19 protein-coding genes are annotated in these 20,773 nt (G+C 74.3%); 7 read left to right on the forward strand and 12 right to left on the reverse strand.

All coding sequences use genetic code 11. The annotated features are described in order from the left end of the window. Positions 1–77: 77 nt before the first annotated feature. On the forward strand, positions 78–1,280 hold the full coding sequence (locus tag ACW0Q9_RS06465; RefSeq protein ID WP_456179014.1) for a GH25 family lysozyme: 1,203 nt from the start codon (positions 78–80) through the stop codon (positions 1,278–1,280). 57 nt (positions 1,281–1,337) lie between these two features. On the opposite strand, the gene ACW0Q9_RS06470 is transcribed toward ACW0Q9_RS06465, so the two are convergent. The 9 genes from ACW0Q9_RS06470 to ACW0Q9_RS06510 all read right to left on the reverse strand — a co-directional run bounded on the left by ACW0Q9_RS06470 (position 1,338) and on the right by ACW0Q9_RS06510 (position 12,150). Then, positions 1,338–2,501, reverse strand: a complete 1,164-nt coding sequence (locus ACW0Q9_RS06470) for an acyl-CoA dehydrogenase family protein (RefSeq protein WP_456179015.1) — start codon at positions 2,499–2,501, stop codon at positions 1,338–1,340. Next, positions 2,498–4,456 carry an ATP-binding protein gene (locus ACW0Q9_RS06475; RefSeq protein WP_456179016.1) on the reverse strand — a complete coding sequence of 653 codons (1,959 nt, stop codon included), beginning with the start codon at positions 4,454–4,456 and terminating at the stop codon, positions 2,498–2,500. The genes ACW0Q9_RS06470 and ACW0Q9_RS06475 overlap by 4 nt, the downstream gene beginning before the upstream one ends. Before the next feature lie 8 nt (positions 4,457–4,464). Next, the gene (locus tag ACW0Q9_RS06480) at positions 4,465–6,066 is read right to left on the reverse strand and encodes an acyl-CoA carboxylase subunit beta (protein ID WP_456179017.1); all 1,602 of its coding nucleotides are present in this window, start codon (positions 6,064–6,066) and stop codon (positions 4,465–4,467) included. After that, positions 6,063–7,202, reverse strand: coding sequence for an acyl-CoA dehydrogenase family protein (locus tag ACW0Q9_RS06485; RefSeq protein WP_456179018.1), 1,140 nt, complete (start codon positions 7,200–7,202; stop codon positions 6,063–6,065). The genes ACW0Q9_RS06480 and ACW0Q9_RS06485 overlap by 4 nt, the downstream gene beginning before the upstream one ends. After that, complete coding sequence (locus ACW0Q9_RS06490; RefSeq protein ID WP_456179019.1) at positions 7,199–8,878, reverse strand: acyclic terpene utilization AtuA family protein; 1,680 nt, start codon at positions 8,876–8,878, stop codon at positions 7,199–7,201. The genes ACW0Q9_RS06485 and ACW0Q9_RS06490 overlap by 4 nt, the downstream gene beginning before the upstream one ends. Beyond that, positions 8,875–9,669, reverse strand: coding sequence for a TIGR03084 family metal-binding protein (locus tag ACW0Q9_RS06495; RefSeq protein WP_456179020.1), 795 nt, complete (start codon positions 9,667–9,669; stop codon positions 8,875–8,877). The genes ACW0Q9_RS06490 and ACW0Q9_RS06495 overlap by 4 nt, the downstream gene beginning before the upstream one ends. A gap of 16 nt (positions 9,670–9,685) precedes the next feature. Then, complete coding sequence (locus ACW0Q9_RS06500) at positions 9,686–10,330, reverse strand: TetR/AcrR family transcriptional regulator (RefSeq protein ID WP_456179021.1); 645 nt, start codon at positions 10,328–10,330, stop codon at positions 9,686–9,688. Positions 10,331–10,607: 277 nt separating this feature from the next. Continuing rightward, entirely contained in the window at positions 10,608–11,351 is a 744-nt protein-coding gene (locus ACW0Q9_RS06505; RefSeq protein ID WP_456179022.1) for a metallophosphoesterase family protein, read from the reverse strand. A 121-nt stretch (positions 11,352–11,472) separates the two neighbouring features. Beyond that, on the reverse strand, positions 11,473–12,150 hold the full coding sequence (locus tag ACW0Q9_RS06510; RefSeq protein WP_007073398.1) for a Crp/Fnr family transcriptional regulator: 678 nt from the start codon (positions 12,148–12,150) through the stop codon (positions 11,473–11,475). Between the two features lie 219 nt (positions 12,151–12,369). Between ACW0Q9_RS06510 and ACW0Q9_RS06515 the strand changes: the two genes are divergently transcribed. From ACW0Q9_RS06515 to ACW0Q9_RS06540, 6 genes are all read left to right on the forward strand, one after another. Next, positions 12,370–13,029: an adenosylcobinamide amidohydrolase gene (locus tag ACW0Q9_RS06515; RefSeq protein ID WP_456179023.1), complete on the forward strand. Its 660-nt coding sequence runs from the start codon at positions 12,370–12,372 to the stop codon at positions 13,027–13,029. Between the two features lie 80 nt (positions 13,030–13,109). After that, complete coding sequence (locus ACW0Q9_RS06520) at positions 13,110–14,333, forward strand: CapA family protein (RefSeq protein ID WP_456179024.1); 1,224 nt, start codon at positions 13,110–13,112, stop codon at positions 14,331–14,333. Positions 14,334–14,392: 59 nt separating this feature from the next. Then, complete coding sequence (nth, locus tag ACW0Q9_RS06525) at positions 14,393–15,172, forward strand: endonuclease III (RefSeq protein ID WP_456179025.1); 780 nt, start codon at positions 14,393–14,395, stop codon at positions 15,170–15,172. Next, a complete protein-coding gene (locus tag ACW0Q9_RS06530; RefSeq protein ID WP_456179026.1) occupies positions 15,169–15,774 on the forward strand; it encodes a TlpA family protein disulfide reductase in 606 nt (201 codons plus the stop codon). The genes nth and ACW0Q9_RS06530 overlap by 4 nt, the downstream gene beginning before the upstream one ends. Continuing rightward, positions 15,771–16,463 (forward strand): NUDIX hydrolase, encoded by a 693-nt coding sequence (locus tag ACW0Q9_RS06535; RefSeq protein WP_456179027.1) that lies wholly within the window; start codon positions 15,771–15,773, stop codon positions 16,461–16,463. Before ACW0Q9_RS06530 ends, ACW0Q9_RS06535 begins: the two co-directional genes overlap by 4 nt. Positions 16,464–16,549: 86 nt before the next feature. Then, positions 16,550–17,728 carry a MarP family serine protease gene (locus ACW0Q9_RS06540; protein WP_456179028.1) on the forward strand — a complete coding sequence of 393 codons (1,179 nt, stop codon included), beginning with the start codon at positions 16,550–16,552 and terminating at the stop codon, positions 17,726–17,728. Positions 17,729–17,749: 21 nt separating this feature from the next. Here ACW0Q9_RS06540 and ACW0Q9_RS06545 read toward each other — a convergent pair whose 3' ends face one another. From ACW0Q9_RS06545 to mycP, 3 genes are read right to left on the reverse strand one after another with little or no spacing between them, the layout of a single operon-like run. Continuing rightward, a complete protein-coding gene (locus ACW0Q9_RS06545) occupies positions 17,750–18,472 on the reverse strand; it encodes a phosphatase PAP2 family protein (protein WP_456179029.1) in 723 nt (240 codons plus the stop codon). Positions 18,473–18,502: 30 nt separating this feature from the next. After that, positions 18,503–19,330 carry a phosphatase PAP2 family protein gene (locus ACW0Q9_RS06550; protein ID WP_456179030.1) on the reverse strand — a complete coding sequence of 276 codons (828 nt, stop codon included), beginning with the start codon at positions 19,328–19,330 and terminating at the stop codon, positions 18,503–18,505. Positions 19,331–19,376: 46 nt separating this feature from the next. Further along, positions 19,377–20,711: a type VII secretion-associated serine protease mycosin gene (gene mycP, locus ACW0Q9_RS06555; RefSeq protein WP_456179031.1), complete on the reverse strand. Its 1,335-nt coding sequence runs from the start codon at positions 20,709–20,711 to the stop codon at positions 19,377–19,379. Positions 20,712–20,773: the final 62 nt, after the last annotated feature.

A 20,773-nucleotide genomic window follows, 5' to 3' on the forward strand; every position in this document is an offset into this window, starting at 1 on the left:
TCTGGCGACCGGCGGCCCTCGACCTCCGACCAAGAGGATTCTCGACAGCCATGTCAAGAAGATGGATCTCTGTCCTGATGTCCGCCGGGCTCGCGCTCGGCGCGCTCGGCATGTCCCAGCCGGCCAGTGCGGCCGACTCCGCTCCTGACGGTGGCGGCCGGGCGAACGCCGGCGTCAAGCCGGGCGCGCGCACCGCCTCGGCGTCCACGAGCGCCGCCATCCCGGCCGGTTACACGATCCGGGGCATCGACGTCTCCAGCCACGACCACAACCTCGGCCCGATCAACTGGCCGGCCGTGGCGACCAACGGCTACAAGTTCGCCTACGTCAAGGCGACCGAGGGGCAGACGTACCGCAACCCCTACTTCGCCGAGGACTACGCGGCGGCCAAGGCGGCCGGCCTGCTCGTCGGCGCCTACCACTTCGCCCGCCCGGACGGGCGTGACCCGATCACCGAGGCGAACTTCTTCATCGACAACGCCAGGTTCGCCAAGGACAGCCAGACGCTGGTGCCCATGGTGGACATCGAGTGGCCCTACTGGACCGGCGCGCCCACCTGCTACGGGCTGACCCCGACGGAGATGTCCAACTGGATCCGGTCCTTCACCGACCAGGTCAAGGCCCGCATCGGGCGGCCGGTGATGATCTACACCAACACCAACTACTGGAACCCGTGCACCGGCAACAACGCGACGTTCGGCGCCAACCCGCTGGACATCGCCGGCTACACCACGACCCGCCCGCCGCTGCCCGCCGGCTGGACGACGGAGACCATCTGGCAGTACGCCGCCGGCAACCCCAGCCAGCCCGGCAACTACAGCCAGAACGTGTTCAACGGCGACTACGCGGCCCTCACCCGGCTCACCGGCGCTCCGGCGGTCGCGGCGCCGGTCGCCCTCCGCGCCCGGGTCAACAGCCGCTACGTGGTGGCCGAGAGCGCGGGCGCCAAGCCGCTCATCGCCAACCGGACCTCGGTCGGGCTGTGGGAGCAGTTCGACATGGTCGACGCGGGCGGCGGGTTCGTCGCCCTCCGCTCCCGTGCCAACGGACGGTACGTGGTGGCGGAGAGCGCGGGCGCCAAGTCGCTGATCGCCAACCGCACGGCGATCGGGCCGTGGGAGAAGTTCACCGTCATCAACAACTCGGACGGCAGCATCAGCCTCCGGGCCAACGCCAACGGCCGGTACGTGGTGGCGGAGAGCGCGGGCACCAAGCCGCTCATCGCCAACCGGACGGCGATCGGCCCGTGGGAGAAGTTCGACAAGATCGCCACGTCCTGAACCGCCGCCGCTGCCCGGTGCCCTGACCAGGGGCGCCGGGCAACGGCGCTGGTCGGGTCAGTAGGACTTGTCCTGGCCGAGGACGTGCTGGGCGACGAAGTTGAGGATCATCTCGCGGCTGACCGGGGCGATCCGGCCGGCCCGGACCGCGCCGAGCAGGGTGGCCACGCCGTACTCGGTGGTCATGCCGGCGCCGCCGAGCGCCTGCACGGCCGTGTCCACGGCGAGCGCGGCGGCCTCGCCGGCCGCGTACTTGGCCATGTTGCCGGCGACGCCGGCCTCCAGGTCGCGGCCCGCGTCGTAGAGGGTGGCCGCCTTGTGGATCATCAGGCGGGCGAGTTCCACCTGCACGGCCGCGTGCGCGAGCGGGTGGGCGACGCCCTGGTGCGAGCCGATGCTCCGCCCACCCCACACCGTCCGGGTGGCGGTGTACGCGCTGGCCCGCTCGATGGCGTACCGGCCGGTGCCGGCGCCCATCGCGGCGACCGTGATCCGCTCCGGGTTGAGGCCGGCGAAGAGCGCCGGCAGCCCGGCGTCCAGCGACTCGCCGACCAGCGCGTCGGCGGGCAGCCGGACGTCGTCCAGGTAGAGCAGGAACTGGTTCTCCGGGGAGAGGATCTCCATGTCGAGCTTCGACTTCTCCAGCCCCGGGGCGTCGGTCGGCACGATGAACAGCGCCGGCTTCAGTTTGCCGGTCGCGGAATCCTCGGTCCTGGCGACCACCAGCACGTGCTTCGCCTCGTCGACCCCGGAGATGTAGCACTTGCGGCCGGTGAGCAGCCAGTCGTCGCCGTCGCGGCGGGCGACCGTGCCGAGCCGGTGGAAGTTCGACCCGGCCTCCGGCTCGGTGATCGCGAAGACGATCTTCTGCGAGCCGTCGGCGAGACCGGGCAGGTGGCGCTTGCGCTGCTCGTCGGTGCCGTGCTTGTTGATCACGGTGGCCGCGATGGCGGGGGAGACCACGAGCAGCAGCAGCGGGCAGCCGGCTGCGGCCAGCTCCTCGCAGACGATGGCGAGCTCGGTGATGCCGCCGCCCCCGCCGCCGTACTCGGTGGGGATGTTGACGCCCAGGTAGCCGAGGCGGCCGGCCTCCTGCCACAGCTCGGTGGTGTGCGCACCGGCCTTGGCCTTCTCGACGAAGTAGCCGTGGCCGTACTTCCGCCCCAGCGCCCGGACGGCGTCGCGGAGCTGGTCCTGCTCGGGGGTGAGGTCGAAGTTCATCGCAAGTCCTCCTTCGTGGTGACCACGGCCAGCACGGCTCCGGTGTCGACCTGGCCGCCGGCCGGCACCGGCAGCTCCGCCACCACTCCGTCGGTCGGGGCGAGCACCGGGTGTTCGAGCTTCATCGCTTCGAGGGTCAGCAACAGGTCGCCGGCGGTGACCCGCTGGCCGACCTCGACGTGCACCCGGGTCACCGCGCCGGGCAGCGGCGCCAGCAGCGACCCGGCCGCCAGCTCCGCGGTGGGCAGGGGGAAGCGCGGCAGCTCGGTGAGGCTCGCCGCCCCGTCCGGGCCGTCCACGAAGACCTCCGGCCCCACCCGGTGTACGCGGAACGCCCGCCGCACCCCGTCGGCGTCGAGCACCACCCGGTCCGGGGCGGCCTCGACCAGGGCGGCACCCGGTGCCACCGAGCATTCGGCGAGCGCCCCCGTCCGGTCCAGCCGGTACCGCACCTCGATCTCGCCGTCCGCCCCCGTGAACCGGCTGACCTGCGGGAAGGCCGGCACGTTGCGCCAGCCCGAGGGCAGGCCGGCGAGCACGGGAGCCGACGCGCGGCGACCGGCGGCCCCGGCCAGCGCGGCGGCGAGGGCGGCCAGGGGAAGCTGATCCGCCGGGAGCAGCGGGGCGAAGACCTCCTCGTGCCGCTCCAGGAAGCCGGTGTCGACCTCGGCCGCGCCGAACTCCCGGCTGCGGAGCACCCGGACCAGCAGGTCCCGGTTGGTGGCGACGCCGTGCAGCTCGGCCCGGGCCAGCGCACCGGCCAGCGCCCGGGCGGCCTCGGCGCGGGTGGGCGCCCAGGCGACCAGCTTGGCGAGCATCGAGTCGTAGTGCACGCTCACCGTCGAGCCGTCCACCACCCCGGAGTCCAGCCGCAGGCCCTTTGTCGGGGTGAACTCGCCGGCCACCCCGGGGATCGCGAAGCGGTGCAGGGCGCCGGTGGCCGGGCGGAAACCCTGGGCCGGATCCTCGGCGCAGAGCCGCACCTCGATGGCGTGGCCGTCGGCCGGCGGGGTGGCCGTGACCGGCAGCGGCTCCCCCTCGGCGACCAGCAGCTGCAGCCGGACCAGGTCCAGCCCGGTGACCGCCTCGGTGACCGGGTGCTCCACCTGGAGGCGGGTGTTCATCTCCAGGAAGAAGATCTCTCCGGTCGGGGCGAGCAGGAACTCCACCGTGCCGGCGCCGACATAGTCGACCGCCCGGCCGGCGGCCACCGCCGCCTCGTGCAGCCGCTCGCGCACATCGAGAGGCAGGACGCCCGGCGCCTCCTCGACGATCTTCTGGTGCCGGCGCTGGATCGAGCAGTCGCGGACCCCGAGGGCCACCACCGTGCCGTGGGTGTCGCCGAAGATCTGCACCTCGACGTGCCGGCCGCGCTCGACGTACCGCTCGATGAAGACCGTGCCGTCGCCGAACGCCGCGGCCGCCTCGCGGCGCGCGCCCGCGACGGCCTCGGCTAGCCCGGCGGCGTCGCGGACCACCCGCATGCCCCGACCGCCGCCCCCCGCCGACGCCTTGACCAGCACCGGGAAACCGGTCACCTGGTCGGCCTCGGTCCAGGTGGGCAGCATCGGCACGCCCGCGTCGGCGAGCAGCGCCTTGGCGGCCATCTTGTCGCCCATCGCGGCGATCGCCTTGGCCGACGGTCCGACCCACGTCAGCCCGGCGTCGGTGACGGCCGCGGCGAACTCGGCGTTCTCCGCCAGGAAGCCGTAGCCCGGGTGGACCGCGTCCGCGCCGGACCGCCGGGCCGCGGCGAGGACCAGGTCGATCCGCAGGTACGTCTCGGCCGGCGTGTTCCCGGGCAGCCGGACGGCCCGGTCGGCCTCGGCGACGAAGGGCGCGCCGGCGTCCGCGTCGGAGTGCACGGCGACCGTCTCCACGCCGAGCGCCCGGCAGGTGGCGAAGACCCGGCGGGCGATCTCCCCCCGGTTGGCGACCAGCAGCCTCGTAATCATCGAACCCCTCACATCCGGAAGACGCCGAAGCCGTCGGCGCCCTTCACCGGTCCGTTGTGGATCGCCGACAGGCAGAGCCCGAGGACGGTACGGGTGTCCCGGGGGTCGATCACCCCGTCGTCGTAGAGCCGGCCGGAGAGGAAGAGCGCCCCGGACTGGGACTCGATCTGCTGCTCGACCATCATCCGCATGGCGGCGTCGGAGTCCTCGTCGTACTCGCGGCCCCGGGCGGCGGCGGCCTGCCGGGCGACGATCGACAGCACCCCGGCGAGCTGCGCGGGCCCCATCACCGCGGACTTGGCGTTCGGCCAGGTGAACAGGAACCTCGGCTCGTACGCCCGGCCGCACATGCCGTAGTTGCCGGCGCCGTAGGAGGCGCCGAGGTTGACCGTCAGGTGCGGGACCGTCGAGTTCGACACCGCGTTGATCATCAGGGCGCCGTGCTTGATGATGCCGCGCTGCTCGTACTCGGTGCCCACCATGTAGCCGGTGGTGTTCTGGAGGAAGACGAGCGGGGTGTCGGCGGCGTTGGCGAGCTGGATGAACTGGGCCGCCTTCTGCGCCTCCTCGCTGAACAGCACGCCCCGGGCGTTGGCCAGCACGCCGACCGGCCACCCGTGCAGCTCGCCCCAGCCGGTGACCAGCGCGGTGCCGTAGTTCGGCTTGAACTCGTCGAACTCGCTGCCGTCCAGGACCCGGGCCAGCACCTCGCGCGGGTCGAACGGCACCTTGAGGTCGGCGCTGGCGATGCCGAGCAGCTCCTCCGGGTCGTACCTCGGCGGCTGGGGGAACGGGTTGCGGGGCGGCGGGCCCTGCTTGCGCCGGTTGAGCCGGCGTACGCACTGCCGGGCCAGCCGGATGCCGTCCCGCTCGTCCTCGGCGAGGAAGTCGGCCAGGCCGGACTTCGTGGCGTGCATGGCCGCCCCGCCCAGCGACTCGTCGTCGGTGACCTCGCCGGTCGCCATCTTCACCAGCGGCGGCCCGGCCAGGTAGACCTGCGACCGGTCCCGGATCATGATCGTGTGGTCCGACATGCCCGGCACGTACGCCCCACCCGCGGTGGCGTTGCCGAAGACCACGCTGATCGTGGGGATCTTCGCGGCGGAGAGCCGGGTCAGGTCGCGGAACACCCGGCCGCCCGGGATGAAGATCTCCGCCTGCGTGGGCAGGTCCGCGCCGGCGCTCTCCACCAGGTTGATCATGGGGAGCCGGTTGGCCAGCGCGATCTCGCCGGCCCGCCGGGTCTTGGCGAGCGCCCAGGGGTTCACCGCCCCGCCACGTACCGTGGGGTCGTTGGCGATCACGAGGCACTCCACGCCCTCGACCACCCCGATGCCGGTGACCGTGCTGGCCCCGACCGGGAAGTCCGTCCCGTACGCGGCCACCGGCGACAGCTCCAGGAACGGGCTGTCCGGGTCGAGCAGCAGCTCGATCCGTTCCCGGGGGAGCAGCTTGCCCCGGCTGTGGTGCCGGGTCACGTACTTCTCGCCGCCGCCCGCCCGGGCCTGGTCGAGGGCGGCCTCCAGCTCGGCGAGGCGCTCCAGCAGGGCCTCCCGGTTGGCGCGGTGAGCCGGTGCGGACGGGTCGATCGCGCTCTCCAGTGTGGTCACAGGCCCATGCCCTTCGCGATGATCTCGTTCATGATCTCCGTGGTGCCGCCGCCGATGCCGAGGATCCGGGCGTCCCGGTAGTGCCGCTCCACCTCGGCGTCGCGCAGGTAGCCGAAGCCGCCGTGCAGTTGCAGCGCCGCGTCGACGACGAAGTCGCAGGCGGCCACCGCGACGTTCTTCGCCATCGCCACCTCGGTCACCACCGGCTGTCCCGCGGCGACCCGCTCGGCCACGTCGTGCACGTAGGCCCGGGCCGCCTCGGCACGGGTGTGCATCTCGGCCAGCCGGTGCCGGACGAGCTGCCGGCTGGCCAGCGGGCGGCCGAAGGTGGCGCGGTCCCGGCACCAGCGCGTGGTCAGCTCCACGCAGCGCTGCGCCGTGGCGTACGCCTGGGTGGCCAGGGAGAGCCGCTCGGTGGCGAACTGCTGCATGATCGCCAGGAAGCCGGTGTCCTCCGGGCCGATCCGGTTCGCCACCGGCACCCGGACGTCGACGAAGGAGAGCTCGGCGGTGTCCGAGCAGTGCCAGCCCAGCTTCTCCAGCCGCCGGCCGACGGTGAACCCGGGCATGCCCTTCTCGACCACGAGCAGGCTCAGCGAGCCGGAGCCGGGGAAGTCGGTGCAGACGGCGGTGGTCACGAAGTCGGCGCGGACGCCGCTGGTGATGTAGGTCTTCGACCCGTTCACCACGTAGTGCTCGCCGTCCCGCCGGGCACAGGTGCGGATGCCCGCCACGTCGGAGCCGCCGTCCGGCTCGGTGATCGCCAGCGCGCCGATCATCGTGCCGGCGAGCGTGGGCCGGACGTACCTCTCGATGTGGCCGTCGTCCCGCGCGGCGACCATGTGCGGCAGCGCGATGCCGTGGGTGAAGAGCGCGGCGATCAGGCCGGACGAGCCGCCCGAGCGGATGATCTCCTCGGTGACCAGGATCGAGTCGAGCAGGTCCCCGCCGCTGCCGCCGACCGACTCGGGGAAGCCGATGCCGAGCAGCCCGATCTTCGCGGCGGTCTCGTGCAGCGACCGGGGCACCTCGCCGGCCCGCTCCCAGTCGTCAAGGCAGGGCAGCACCTCCTTGGTCACGAAGGCCCGGGTCAGCTCGCGGAGCTGCCGCCGCTCGGGAGTGTCCACGATGGTCACGACGGCACCCCCGGGGTGAGGTCGGCGGGCAGGTCGACGACCCGGGAGCGGAGCAGCTCGCCGAGCGCCTTGGCCTGCGGGTCGAAGCGGGTGGAGGCGGCCACCCCCTGGCCGAGCAGCCCCCGGATCACGAAGTTGACCGCGCGCAGGTTCGGCAGCTCGTACCGCTCGACGGTCAGCGGGGCGGTCTCCGGCAGCAGCTCGGCCAGCCGCGGGACGGTCAACCAGCCGCGCAGCCAGGCCCAGGTGGCATCGGTCCGGGCCCACACGCCGAGGTTGGCGTCCCCGCCCTTGTCGCCCGAGCGCGCCCCGACCAGCTCGCCGAGCGGCGCCCGCCGGGTCGGCCCGGTCTCGCGCTCGGGTCCGGTCACCGGCTCGTACGGGGGCGGTGCTGCCGTCCGCGCCGGCGGTGCGATCGGCACCCGGGTGCCGTCCGGCAGCACGGCAACGTGCGCGACCGCCTCCTGCGGCACCGCGTCGGCGGTGAAGACCCCGTAGGGGGTGGCGTCGCCGGGCAGGGTGGTCAGCGTGCAGCCCGGATAGGAGGCCAGCGCCAGCTCCACGGCGGCCGCCGAGAAGGCCCGCCCGGCCCGCGCCTTGTCGCCGTCCCGCAGGTGTACGTGCAGCAGCGCGCTCGCCGCCTCCGTGTCGGTGGCGTCCGGATGGTCGGTGCGGGCCAGCGTGAACTCCAGCCCGTCCTTGCCGACCGCCTCCTCCAGCTGACCCCGGACCAGGGCCGCCTTGGCCGGGATGTCCAGCCCGCAGAGCACGAACGTCATCGAGTTGCGGAAGCCGCCCAGGTTGTTGACGCCCACCTTGAGGGTGGCCGGCGGGGGCGCCCCCCGGACACCGGAGACCCGCACCCGGTCCGGCCCCTCCTGGGCCAGCTCCACCGTGTCCAGCCGGGTCACCACGTCCGGCCCCAGGTACGCCGGGCCGCCCACCTCGTACAGCAGTTGGGCGGTGACCGTCTCGACGGTGACGGCGCCGCCGGTGCCGGGGTGCTTGGTGAGCACCGCGGAGCCGTCCGGGTGCAGCTCGGCGATCGGGAAGCCGGGGCGGTGCCCGCCGTCGGGCAGCTCGGTGAAGAAGCTGAAGTTGCCGCCGGTGACCTGCGCCCCGCACTCGATGAGGTGCCCGGCGACGGTGGCCCCGGCCAGCGCGTCGAGGTCGTCCCGGGTCCAGCCGAAGCGGGAAATGGCCGGGCCGACCGCCAGCGAGGCGTCACTGACCCGCCCGGTCACCACCACGTCCGCCCCGGCGTCGAGGCAGGCGGCGATCCCGAAGGCCCCCAGGTATGCGTTCGCGGTCAACGCGTCCGGCCGGGCGAGGGCGTCGCCCTCGACGTACCCGATCCGGACGGTGAGGCCGAGCCGGTCGGCGAGCGCGCCGATCGCGGCGGCCAGCCCCGCCGGGTTGAGCCCGCCGGCGTTGGTGACCAGCCGGACCCCGCGGTCCAGCGCGGTGCCGAGGGTGCCCTCCAGCTGGCGCAGGAACGTCTTCGCGTAGCCGAGCGACGGGTCGCGCATCCGGTCCCGGCCGAGGATCAGCATGGTCAGCTCGGCCAGGTAGTCGCCGGTCAGCACGTCCAGCTCGCCGCCGTCGAGCATCTCCCGCCAGGCGGAGAGGCGGTCGCCGTAGAAGCCGGACGCGTTGCCGACCCGCAGCACGCTCACCGGACCACCCCGCTGCCCGCGGCCTCCCGCTTGCGGCCGGGCGGCCCGGCGAACGCCTGGGCCACGTCCAGCCACTCGTCGGCGACCGGCCCGGTGGCGACGAGCGCCAGATCCGCGCGGTGCCGGCGCTGGGTGACCAGCAGGCAGAAGTCGAGCGCCGGGCCGGTGACCCGGTCGGCCGCGTCCACCGGCCCGAAGGCCCAGGTGTCCCCGGCGGGACCCAGCAGCTCGACCCGGACCGGCGCCGCCGGCACCGGCCGGCCGTGGGCCGCGAAGCCGTGCCCGAGGGTACGGAAGCCCAGGTGCGCGACGTGCCGCAGGCGGGCCGACGGGGTACGCCGGACGCCCAGCGCGTCGGCCACGTCCTCGCCGTGCGCCCAGGTCTCCATGAGCCGGGCGGTCGCCATCGAGGCGGGCGACATCCGCGTGCCGTACCAGGGCAGCTTCTCCCCGGCCGGAGCGGCGGCGAGCGCCCCCGCGAGCGCGGCCCGGCCCGCCCGCCAGCGGGCCAGCAGCGCGGCGGGCGGGGCCAGGAACGCCTCGGCGCCGTCGTCGACCAGCCGGGACGGATCCGGGGCGGAGGTGACCGAGGCGAAGAACGCCGGCGTGTCGGTCGCCGCCAGGTGGGCCACGTGGTCGGTCCAGGCCAGGTGGGCGATCTGGTGCGCGACGCTCCACCCGGGAGCCGGGGTCGGCCGCGCCCAGTCGTCCGGCGGCAGCGGCGCGACGAGGGCGTCGAGCTGCTCGGACTCGGCGGCCAGGTCCGCGAGCAGGGCTGTCAGGTCGACCATGGTGCCTCCGGGGAACTCAGTGCGGCCGCGCGCTCCCGGGCGTGGGCGGGCCGGCGTCGGGGGTGAGCAGGGCGGCGAGCTGGCGCTTCCAGGTGTGCAGCAGGGCGGTGCGGCGGGTCGAGTCGTCGCTGAGCAGGTTGGCCACGCCGAGGCCGCGGAGCAGGTCGAGGGTGGCCTGCACCGCCTCGCGGACGCCGGGCCGGCGCTCGTCGACGCCGAGCAGCTCGACGGTCAGCCGGTGCATCTCCCGGCCCACCCGGGCTTCGAGGGGGACCAGCGCGTCGCGCAGCTCGGCGTCGGTGCGGGCCGCCACCCACAGCTCCAGGGCGGCGACGAAGAGCGGCCCGGTGAAGGCGGCGGCGAGCAGGTCGACCACCCGGTCGAGCCGCCGCGGGCCGGCGGGCAGCGCCGCGGCCTCGGTGCGCAGCTCCACCGCCCGGCGCTCGGTGAGGTGGGTGACCGCGGCGGTGACCAGGGCCGCCTTGGTCGGGTAGTGGTGCAGCTGGGCGCCCCGGGAGACGCCGGCCCGGGCCGCCACCACGGTCGTGGTGGTGCCGGACCAGCCGTGCTCCACCAGGCACTCGACGGTCGCCTCCAGCAGCCGGGCCTGGGTGGCGCGGCTGCGCTCCTGTTGAGGGACGCGGGTCGATGCGGCGGGCACGGAAACAGCGTGCCGCCCTCGAAACAAACAGTCAAGCCTGACTTTTTCTTGGACCCTCGGCCGTCGTGGCACGGGTTTCCGCGGGCCGCTGTCGAGCTGATGTCACAAACGATTCACGATTTGACCGGCGCGCGGCTCCGACCCGCCCCCCGGGTCCCCGATGGCCAGCCCTTGCCACCGGTGCCGGCGGGCAGCGCGACGACGTCACGAACGACTCAGCTCGACAGCGGTACGACCACCTACCCCGGCCGCGGGGAGTCGCCGCCGGCGCGGCGCATCAACGGCCGTCGCGCGGGCCGAAGACGGTGAGCGCGTCCGCGTCACTGTGGCGGGAACGCAGGTACTCGTCGGCCCAGGCGACCGCGTCCGGGAAGCCCGACCCGGCGGCCACCCGGGCGCAGGCGGCGTCGATGTCGTAGCCGGTCCGGCGCAGCTGCACACCCGGCCCGAGCAGCGCCCACCAGGCGCCCGCGCCGCCGTACGGCATGCCGACGCTGCCCGGGTTGACCACCAGGCGGCGGTCCACCAGCCGGGTGAACGGCATGTGGGTGTGCCCGCAGACCACGGTGCCGACCTCGGCCGGCAGCCCGGCGAAGACCTCGGCCCAGCGCTCCAGCCGGGAGTCGACAAGCACGACCTCCTCGTCGTCGCGGGGGGTGGCGTGGCAGAAGAGCACCTCGCCGAGGCCGGCGACGGGCAGCGTGACGGTCGGCGGCAGAGCGGCCAGCGGGGCCACCTGGTCCTCGCGGAGCTGGCTGGCGGCCCAGTCCGACACCTCGATCGAGGCCGGCCGCCCGGCCCGCGCCTCGACCAGCTCGCGATCGGCGTTGCCGCCGACCCAGCGGGCCCGGTCGCCGAGCGAGGCGAGCAGGTCGAGCACCTCGACCGGCTGCGGGCCGGCGGCGATGTCGCCGGTGAGCACGATCAGGTCGGCGGCGGCAACGTCCGGCTCGGCCAGGACGGCCTCCAGCGCCGGCAGCACGCCGTGGATGTCGGAGAGGACAGCTACCCGCTCGATCATCGCCTCAGCCTGCGCCCCACCGGCCGGCTGCTCCAAGGAATTCTGCGCCGGGCAGAGCCGGCGGACGGCAACCGGCCCGGACCCGCGGATGCGGGACCGGGCCGGGACGCTGGTGGAGGTGTCAGACCCGCGCGCGGCGGGCCAGGCGCTCCGGGTCGAGGATGATGATGCTCTTGCCGTCCAGCCGCAGCCAGCCGCGCGAGGCGAAGTCGGCCAGGGCCTTGTTGACGGTCTCCCGGGAGGCGCCGACGAGCTGGGCGATCTCCTCCTGGGTCAGGTCGTGGGTCACCCGCAGCACACCGCCGTCGCGGGTGCCGAACCGGCCGGCCATCTGGAGCAGGTTCTTGGCGACCCGCCCGGGCACGTCGGTGAAGATCAGGTCGGCCAGCGAGTCGTTGGTCCGGCGCAGCCTGCGGGCCAGCACCCGCAGCAGCTGCTCGGCGATCTCGGGCCGGTTGTTCAGCCAGGGCCGCAGCGCCTGCTTGCGCAGCCGGACCAGCCGGGTGTCGGTGACCGCCGTGGCCGTCGCCGTACGCGGGCCGGGGTCGAAGAGCGACAGCTCACCGACCATGTCCGACGGGCCCATCACGGCGATCAGGTTCTGCCGGCCGTCCGCGGCGCGGCGACCCACCTTGATCTTGCCGGACAGGAGGATGTAGAGACTGTCACCGGGCTCGCCCTCGTTGAAGACGACCTCGCCCTTACGGACCTCGATCGTCTCCATCTCCTTGGCGAGCGCCTCGGCAGCCTCCGGGTCGACACCCTGGAAGATCCCGCTGCGGGCCAGTACCTCGTCCATCGCGCACCTCCGCTTGCGCGTGCCGTCCGTCGGCCGGGTCCGCCGTCCGCTGATCCCTCGCGCGCCGCCAGTCTAGGCGCACATGAGCAGGAATCAGAGGTGCACCCCTGGAATCTTGATCGTTGGGCGTAACCCGCCCGACCCGGTCGACGACTAGTATCCCGACTCCCGCGCGGGCCGGCACCACCCGTCCCCACCTGTGATCGTAGGGTGGCCGGCGTGCTGAGCGAGCCGTTCCTGACCAGCCGGCCCGAGGACGGGTCGGACATCCCGCTGCTGGTCTGGCGGGCCGAGGCGCCGCTGCTCGCGGTCGGCTCCGCCCCGCTGGGCGGGGGGATCGGCGTACGCCGGTGGGTGGTCAACGCGACCGTGCCGATGTCGTACGACCGGGACGACCCGGCGGCGCACCTGGCCGAGCTGGCCGGCGGGCTCGGGCTGGCCGGCCCCGGCGTCGGGCTGCTGACCGGGGTCGACGTGACCGAGGTGGTGGCCCGGACCGACGGCGGCGTACGGGTCTGGGCCACCGTCGGCCTCGGCACCCCGGTCTGGGCCGCGGCGCCCGCGCCGGCGACCCCCGCCCAGCGGGTCGGCACGGTCAACATCGTCGTGCACGTCCCGGCCCGGCTCGGCGAGGCCGCCCTGGTCAACGCGGTGGCCACGGCCACCGAGGCGAAGGCGCAGGCGATCTGGGAGCTGGGGTTGCCGGCCACCGGCACCCCCACCGACGCGGTCACCGTGCTCTGCCCGGCCGACGGCGACCCCGCCCCGTACGGCGGTCCGCGTTCGGCCTGGGGCGCTCCGCTGGCCCGGGCCGTGCACGCGGCCGTCCTGGCCGGCGGCGCCGGGCCGGTCGTGCCCTGGTCCGACCGGCGGGCCTGAGCGTGGCCGGTCCCGCCGATCCGGTTTTCCGACCGATCGGCCCTCGTCGCGGTGTTCCCGGGACGGTAGCGTCGCCGACGATGTACGCTCCCGCCCTCTCCGTGCCTCGTCCCCGCCTCCGCCGCTCCGCGGCCCACGGCGGGGGTCGCCCCGCGGCCCTCGGCGCGCGCCTCGCCGCGGCCCTGGGCGCGCTGCTCGTCGTCCTGCTCGTCGCCGGCTGCGGCGACGGTTCCGGCGACGGGCCGGTCTGGCAGCCGGGCCAGGGTGGGGGGTCGACCGGGTCGGGCGCCCCCGCCGAGGCCGACCAGCCCGGCGCGTCGAGTGAGCCGGTCGAGAAGTCGATCTCCCTGACCGCGACCGGTGACGTGATCATGGGCAACGCCCCGTCCCGGCTGCCGCCCAACGGCGGGAAGGGCTTCTTCGACGACGTCAAGGCCGCGCTCAAGGGTGACCTGGTGATGGGCAACCTGGAGGAGCCGCTCACCGACGACACGGGCGCCGGCAAGTGCGGCCCGCAGCCGAAGAACTGCTACCAGTTCCGGGCACCCCCGGGCTGGGCGGCGCACCTGCGCTCGGCCGGGTTCCAGCTGCTCAACCAGGCCAACAACCACGGCTACGACTACGGCCAGCAGGGCTACGAGAACACCCAGTCGGCGCTGGAGGCGCACGGGCTCAAGCACACCGGCGCGCCGGGCGAGATCACCGTGGTGGACGTCAAGGGCATCAAGGTCGCGGTGGCGGGCTTCTCCTCGTACCCGTGGTCGAACAGCCTGGTCGACATCGACGCGGCGAAGCAGGTCATCACCATGGCCAAGGGGATGGCCGACCTGGTCGTGGTGCAGGTGCACATGGGCGCCGAGGGCGCCGACCGGACCCGGGTGAAGCCGGGCACCGAGATGTTCTTCGGGGAGAACCGGGGTGATCCGATCCGGTTCTCGCACGCGGTGATCGACGCCGGCGCCGACCTGGTGATCGGGCACGGCCCGCACGTGCTGCGCGGCCTGGAGTTCTACAAGGGCCGGCTGATCGCCTACAGCCTGGGCAACTTCGCCGGCGGCGGGAAGTCGCTGAACAGCTCGGGCCGGCTCGGCTGGGGTGGCGTTCTGAAGGTGTCGCTGACCGCGGAGGGCCGCTTCGTCGGGGGCGAGTTCACCTCCACCCGGATGAACAGCGTGGGCCGGCCGGCCGTCGACCGGGCGGACCAGGGCCTCGGGCTGGTCCGCCAGCTGAGCCGGAGCGACTTCCCGAAGACCGGCGCGCGGCTCGACGGTTCCGGCAAGATCAGCGCTCCGGCGGGTGGCTGACCCACCGCCGCCCGCGTGGGCCCGCCGGGACGTCGTCCCCGCGACGTAGGCTGGCCGGCGTGACCACGCGCTCCCCCGAGACCGACCTCGGTCGTACGCGCCGCGCCCGGCGGATCGGCCGGGTGCTGACCGAGACCCACCCCGACGCGCACTGTGAACTCGACCACTCCAACGCGCTGGAGCTGGCCGTCGCCACGATCCTCTCGGCGCAGTGCACGGACAAGAAGGTCAACGAGGTCACCCCGAAGCTGTTCGCCCGCTACCGCAGTGCGGCGGACTACGCCGGGGCCGACCGCGCCGAGCTGGAGGAGCTGATCCGGCCCACCGGGTTCTACCGGAACAAGACCAGCTCCCTGATCAACCTCGGCCGGGCCCTCTGCGAGCGCTACGACGGCGAGGTCCCCGGCAAGCTGGCCGACCTGGTCACCCTCCCGGGCATCGGGCGCAAGACCGCCAACGTGATCCTCGGCAACGCCTTCGACGTCCCCGGCATCACCGTCGACACCCACTTCCAGCGGCTCGTGCAGCGGTGGCAGCTGACCACCGAGACCGACCCGGTCAAGATCGAGCACGCGATCGGCGCGCTCTACCCGAAGCGCGACTGGACGATGCTGTCGCACCGGATCATCTTCCACGGCCGGCGGGTCTGCCACGCCCGCAAGCCGGCCTGCGGCGCCTGCACGCTGGCCAAGCTCTGCCCCGCGTACGGCACCGGGCCGACCGACCCGGTGGCCGCGGCCAAGCTGCTCAAGGGCCCCCGGGCCCGGGACCTGGCGGCGGCCGTGGGCATCGACCCCGACCTGGTGCCGCAGCAGGCCGTCGCGGCGGAGGTGCCGTGACCCGCCGGCTCGCGTACGTGCTCGTCCCGCTGCTCCTCGCGGTGGCCGGCTGCACCGGCAGCACCGAGGAGCCGGCCGGCCCGGCGCCGGCCACCCGGGCCGAGCGTCCCTCGCCGTTCGCCGACTGCGCCCCGTTGACCGCCGCGCCGGCCTCGGCCGGCCCGGGCGCGTCCGGCACCTCGGGTGATCCGCTGCCCGACCTGGCTCTCTCCTGCTTCACCGGCGGCGCCCCGGTGAACGTCCGCGACATCAGGGGGCCGGCGGTGATCAACGTGTGGGCCTCCTGGTGCCCGCCGTGCCGCAAGGAGCTGCCCGCCTTCCAGCGGCTCAGCGAGCGGGCCGGCGGCCGGTTCCAGGTGATCGGGGTCAACAGCCGGGACAGCCGCGGCGGCGCGCAGTCCATCGGCGAGGACTTCGGCGTCCGGTTCCCCATGCTGGTCGACCAGGGGGACGCGTTCGAGCGGGCGCTCGGCCGCAACGCCTTCCCGCTGACCGTCCTGGTCGACGCCGACGGGCGGATCCGGCACACCGACTCGACCGGCGCGCTGGACGACGCCCGCCTCGCCGAGCTGGTACGTACCCACCTCGGGGTGCGGCTGTGACCCGACGGCCGCCGGACTGGCTCGACCCGCTGCTCCAGCGGCTCGGCACCGCGCGCGCCGAGGACTTCACCCGGCTCGCCACCCCGGAGAGCGGCGGCCGGGAGAGCGCCGTGCTGGTGCTGCTCGGTGAGGAGCCGGGCGTCGGCCCGGACGTGCTGGTCCTCCAGCGCGCCGCCACGCTGCGCAACCACGCCGGGCAGCCGGCCTTTCCCGGCGGCGCGGCCGACCCGGAGGACGTCGACGCCAGCGCCACCGCGCTGCGCGAGGCGAACGAGGAGGTCGACCTCGACCCGGCCACGGTGACCGTGCTGGCCGAGCTGCCCAAGCTGTGGATCCCGGTCAGCGACTTCGTGGTCACCCCGGTGCTCGCCTGGTGGCACGCCCCGCACCCGGTGCACCCGCGCGAGCCGGCCGAGGTGGCACACGTCGCCCGGCTGCCGGTCGCCGAGCTGGTCGACCCCGAGAACCGGATGCGGGTACGCCACCCGAGCGGCTGGATCGGCCCGGCCTTCTCGGTGCGCGGGATGCTGGTCTGGGGCTTCACCGCCGGGGTCCTGAACACGCTGCTGGAGATGGGCGGCTGGTCCCGCCCGTGGCCGCGGTCCCGGGTGGTGGAGCTGCCGCCGACCGGCGCCGCCCCGGCCCCCTCGGCCGGCACCGACGCGGTCGACGAGAGCCCGGTCCGCTAGCCGACGGGCCTCACCGGCGCGTATCCGAAGGTCACGTTCAGCGAGCGGACAGCCTCTTCCGGGCACGGTGCCCGTACCCTGGGGGCGTGTCCGCCGTGGATCTCGTACTGCTCCTGCTCATGCTCGTGTTCGCGATCAGCGGATACCGTCAGGGCTTCGTCATCGGGGCGCTGTCGTTCTCCGGATTCTTCCTGGGCGCGCTGCTCGGCCTCCAGCTCGGCCCGCTGGTCGCCCGGCAGTTCACCGACAGCGGCACCCGCGTTCTGATCTCCCTGGTGGCCATCTTCGGGCTGGCCGTGCTGGGTCAGGCGCTGGCCGGCTGGCTCGGCTCGAACCTGCGGGCGGCGATCACCGGGCCGGCCGGGCGGAAGATCGACGACGCCGGCGGCGCGATCATCTCGGTCTTCGCGGTCATGCTGGTGGCCTGGCTGGTCGCCGTGCCGCTGGGCTCGTCGTCGGTGCCCTGGCTGGCCTCCTCCGTCCGCAACAGCGCGCTGCTCACCGTGGTCGACCGGGTGCTGCCGGACAAGGCGCAGGAGCTGTCCACGGCGCTGCGCGACACGGTCGACACCAACGGCTTCCCGGACGTCTTCGGCGACCTCGCGCCGACCCGGGCCCGGCAGGTCTCCCCGCCCGACCCGACGCTGGCCAACTCCCAGGTGGTGAAGAACAGCCAGCGGTCGGTGGTGAAGGTGCTCGGCTCCGCGCCGAGCTGCGCCCGCCGCATCGAGGGCTCCGGCTTCGTCTACGCCGACGACCGGGTGATGACCAACGCGCACGTCGTGGCGGGCACCCGCACGGTGGCGGTGGAGCTGCGCGGCGAGCGCTACGACGGCGAGGTCGTCGTCTACGACCCCGATCGGGACCTGGCCGTGCTGCACGTCCCGGGGCTGCCCGGGCCGTCGCTGCGCTTCGCCGCCGGGGAGGCCGGCAGCGGGGCCGACGCCATCGTGCTGGGCTTCCCCCTCGACGGCCCGTACGACGCCCGACCGGCCCGGATCCGCGACGTCGACCGGATCACCGGGCCGGACATCTACTCGGCCGGCGACGTGACCCGGGAGATCTACACGATCCGGGCGCTGGTCCGCAGCGGCAACTCGGGCGGGCCGCTGGTCTCCTCGAACGGGCTGGTCCTCGGCGTGATCTTCGCGGCCGCCGCGGACGACCCGAACACCGGGTTCGCGGTCACCGCCGCCGAGGCGCGGTCGGTGGCGCTGGCGGGCGCGGAGCGTACCCGGGGGGTGGCCACCGGCGAGTGCACCTGAGCCGGCGGCGGCCGGCGGCGGTCAGCCGGCGGAGGCGCCCGCCGGGGTGACGTCGTCGTCGGAGCGGCCGATCGGCAGCTTGGCCCTGCCCCAGGTGAGCGTGCGGTCGAGCACCGCCCGCGCCATGATCGCCACGCAGGCGCCGCCGTTGAGGAAGGACGCCACCACGTCGCTCGGGTGGTGCATGCCCCGGTACATCCGGGTGAGCGCGACCCCGACCGGCACCAGCACCAGCAGGGCCCACCAGCCGACCTTGGCCGGGGTGCTCCGCGCCCGCAGCGCGAGCAGAACCGCGATGCCGACGTAGAGCGCCATCGCGGCCGAGGTGTGCCCGGACGGGAAGCTGGAGGTCGGCGGGGAGTCGTCCATGTGCTCGACGGCCGGCCGGTGCCGGTCGATGACCATCGTGGTGAAGAGGAAGATCAGCGCCTGCGCGCTCACCGCGGCGCAGAGGAAGATCGGCTCCCGCCAGCGGTGCAGCACCAGCCGCAGCACCAGCGCCACCAGCACGGTCACCACGACGATCACCTGGGTGCTGGCCAGCGTGCTGAACACCAGCGAGACGTCGTTCCAGCCAGCGGTCCGGTGCGCGGCGAACTCGCGGTTGACCGTGTCCTCCACGGTGAACGGCCAGGTCCTCGCGAGCACCCTGGTGACCAGGAGGCCCAGCGCCACCAGGACGGCGAAGAGCAGGGCCACCGGCAGCAGGACCCGCCGGGCGATCTGGACCGCGACATCGGACATGAGCCGCCCTTTACCCCGACGGGTGCCGGACTACGCGTGGCGGCCGTCCGGCCCCGGTTCCGCCAACTCCGGCTCGTCCGGCCCCGGTTCGGCCAGCTCCGGCTCGACCCCCTCCCGGGCCGTACGCGCCGGCCGGCGGCCGACCCGGGTCCGCCAGGTGGAGAAGGCGGCCGTGGTGGCGGCGACCACCGCCACACCGAGCAGCCAGCCGCCGACCACGTCGCTGGTCCAGTGGACGCCCAGCGCGATCCGGCTGAGCCCGGTCACCACCGCGATCAGCACCGCCGCCGCCCACAGCGCGCCGCGCAGTGGCCGGCTGTGCCGGGCGAAGGGCAGGAAGACCAGCAGCAGCACCCCGGCGGCCAGGGTGGCGTTCAGCGCGTGGCCCGACGGGAAGGAGTAGCCGGCCGCCCGGGCCACCGGTTCGAGCAGGTCCGGCCGGTGCCGGCCCACCAGCAGCTTGAGCAGCGCGCCGAGCAGCCCGCCGACGGTCATCGTGGTGACCACCCAGAGGGCCAGCCGGGGCGCGCCGCGCAGCAGCAACCAGACCACCACCCCGGCGGCGGCCACCCGGAGCGGGCCGGGCCCGAAGACGTCCGTCCAGACCGCCATCACGGTGACCCAGGCGGGGTGGTCGAGGGCGTACCCGTGCAGGGCGTCGGTGATCGCGGCGTCCAGCCGGGACAGCGGCGACCAGGCGCCCAGCACCAGGAGCGCGAGCAGGGCGAACGGCACCAGCACCAGGAACGCCGCGGTGGCGGCGAGGGTGAGCCGCAGGCCCAGGGAATGGTCCGGGTCGAGGCGGCGCCGCCGCCAGGACCGTTCGGGCGTGGACATCAGGTCACCGGACGTGTTCATGCGCTGGTCACTACCCACGGTGGGGCCTGGTCAGACGGGCGGCCGGTCAGCGGCGGGGCTGCCGGAACCGGCGGACCATCAGCGCGGCGCTGGTGACCAGGGCGACGAAGAGGGCTAGCCCCGGCCAGAGCCGTTCCGGCGCCGAGTCGTCGACCTGGCCGGCCGGGTGGGCCGCCCACCGGGCCTGCTGCCTGGGTGAGCCGAAGGGCGCCGGGCCGGTGCCCGGCCCGGCGGCGGCCCGGGTGTCCGGGCCGAGGCCGGGTGCCCAGCCGAAGCCCACCTCGCCGGGGGATCCGCTGTCGTCGAGCGGGTTGCTCCCCACCGAGGGCACGTCGGAGGTCAGCGCGGCCACCGGATCCACCATGCCGTAGCCGAACCGGTCGTCCCGGCCGGTGGGCCCGAGGTCCCGCGCGGTCGTGATGATCCGGTTGACCACGTCCGCGGCCGACATCTGCGGGTACCGGGCCCGGATGAGGGCCGCCGTCGCCGCGACCAGGGGAGCCGCGAAGCTGGTGCCCTGCATCAGCCAGTAGCCGCCGGGGCGGGCGCCGTTGATCGCGGTGGCCGGGGCGCTCAGCACCGTCTCGTGGCCGGTGATGGAGCCGGACCAGAGGTTGTCGTTGCCGTCCAGCCCCGTGACGGCGAGGACGCCCGGCTCACGGGCCGGGTACCAGACCTTGCGGCTCGTCGAGGTGGCCAGGTTGCCCGTGCAGGCGACCACCACGACGTTGCGGGCGAAGGCGTAGTCGATGGCGGCGGCCAGGGTCTCACTGGTGTCGGTGCCGCCGAGCGAAAGATTGATCACGCGGGCGCCGTGGTCGACCGCCCAGCGCACCCCGTTGGCGACGGTGATGGCCCGGTCGTACCGGTTCTCCTGGTCGAGCACCCGGACCGGAAGGATCTTGGCATCCGGCGCCAGCCCGACCGCGCCGCGGTCGTCGTCGTTACGCCCGGCGATGAGGCCGGCGACCGTCGTCCCGTGCCCCACCGGATCGGGCCCGTCGGCACCGGACGAGACCAGATCGACGCCGGGCAGCACCTGGCCGGCCAGGTCGGGGTGGGTGCCGTCCACACCGGAGTCGATCACCGCGACGATGACGCCCCGACCGGTGGACGTCTGCCAGGCGGTCTGCGCCCGCAACTTGGCGAGCTGCCACTGGCCGTCGCGGGCCGGGTCGATCCCGGTGAGCTCGTCCACCGGTGCCAGCCGGGCAGCTTCCGGTGCGGCGGCTGCCGGGGCGGCGTGCGCGGGCGGGGCCAGTGGACCGGCCACGGTGGCCACGACCGCCACCGCGCCGAGCAGCGCGCGTCCGGCGAGCCGCCGGGGTGGCGCGGTGGGAGCTCCCTGCCGATCCCTGGTCACATTCCCCAGCCATTTCATCGCGTCAGACACATGCTGCTCGGAGATTACCGGTTTTCCCGCGCGCCACGGTGCAAGTCGGT

The organism is Micromonospora sp. I033 (genome assembly GCF_053890995.1).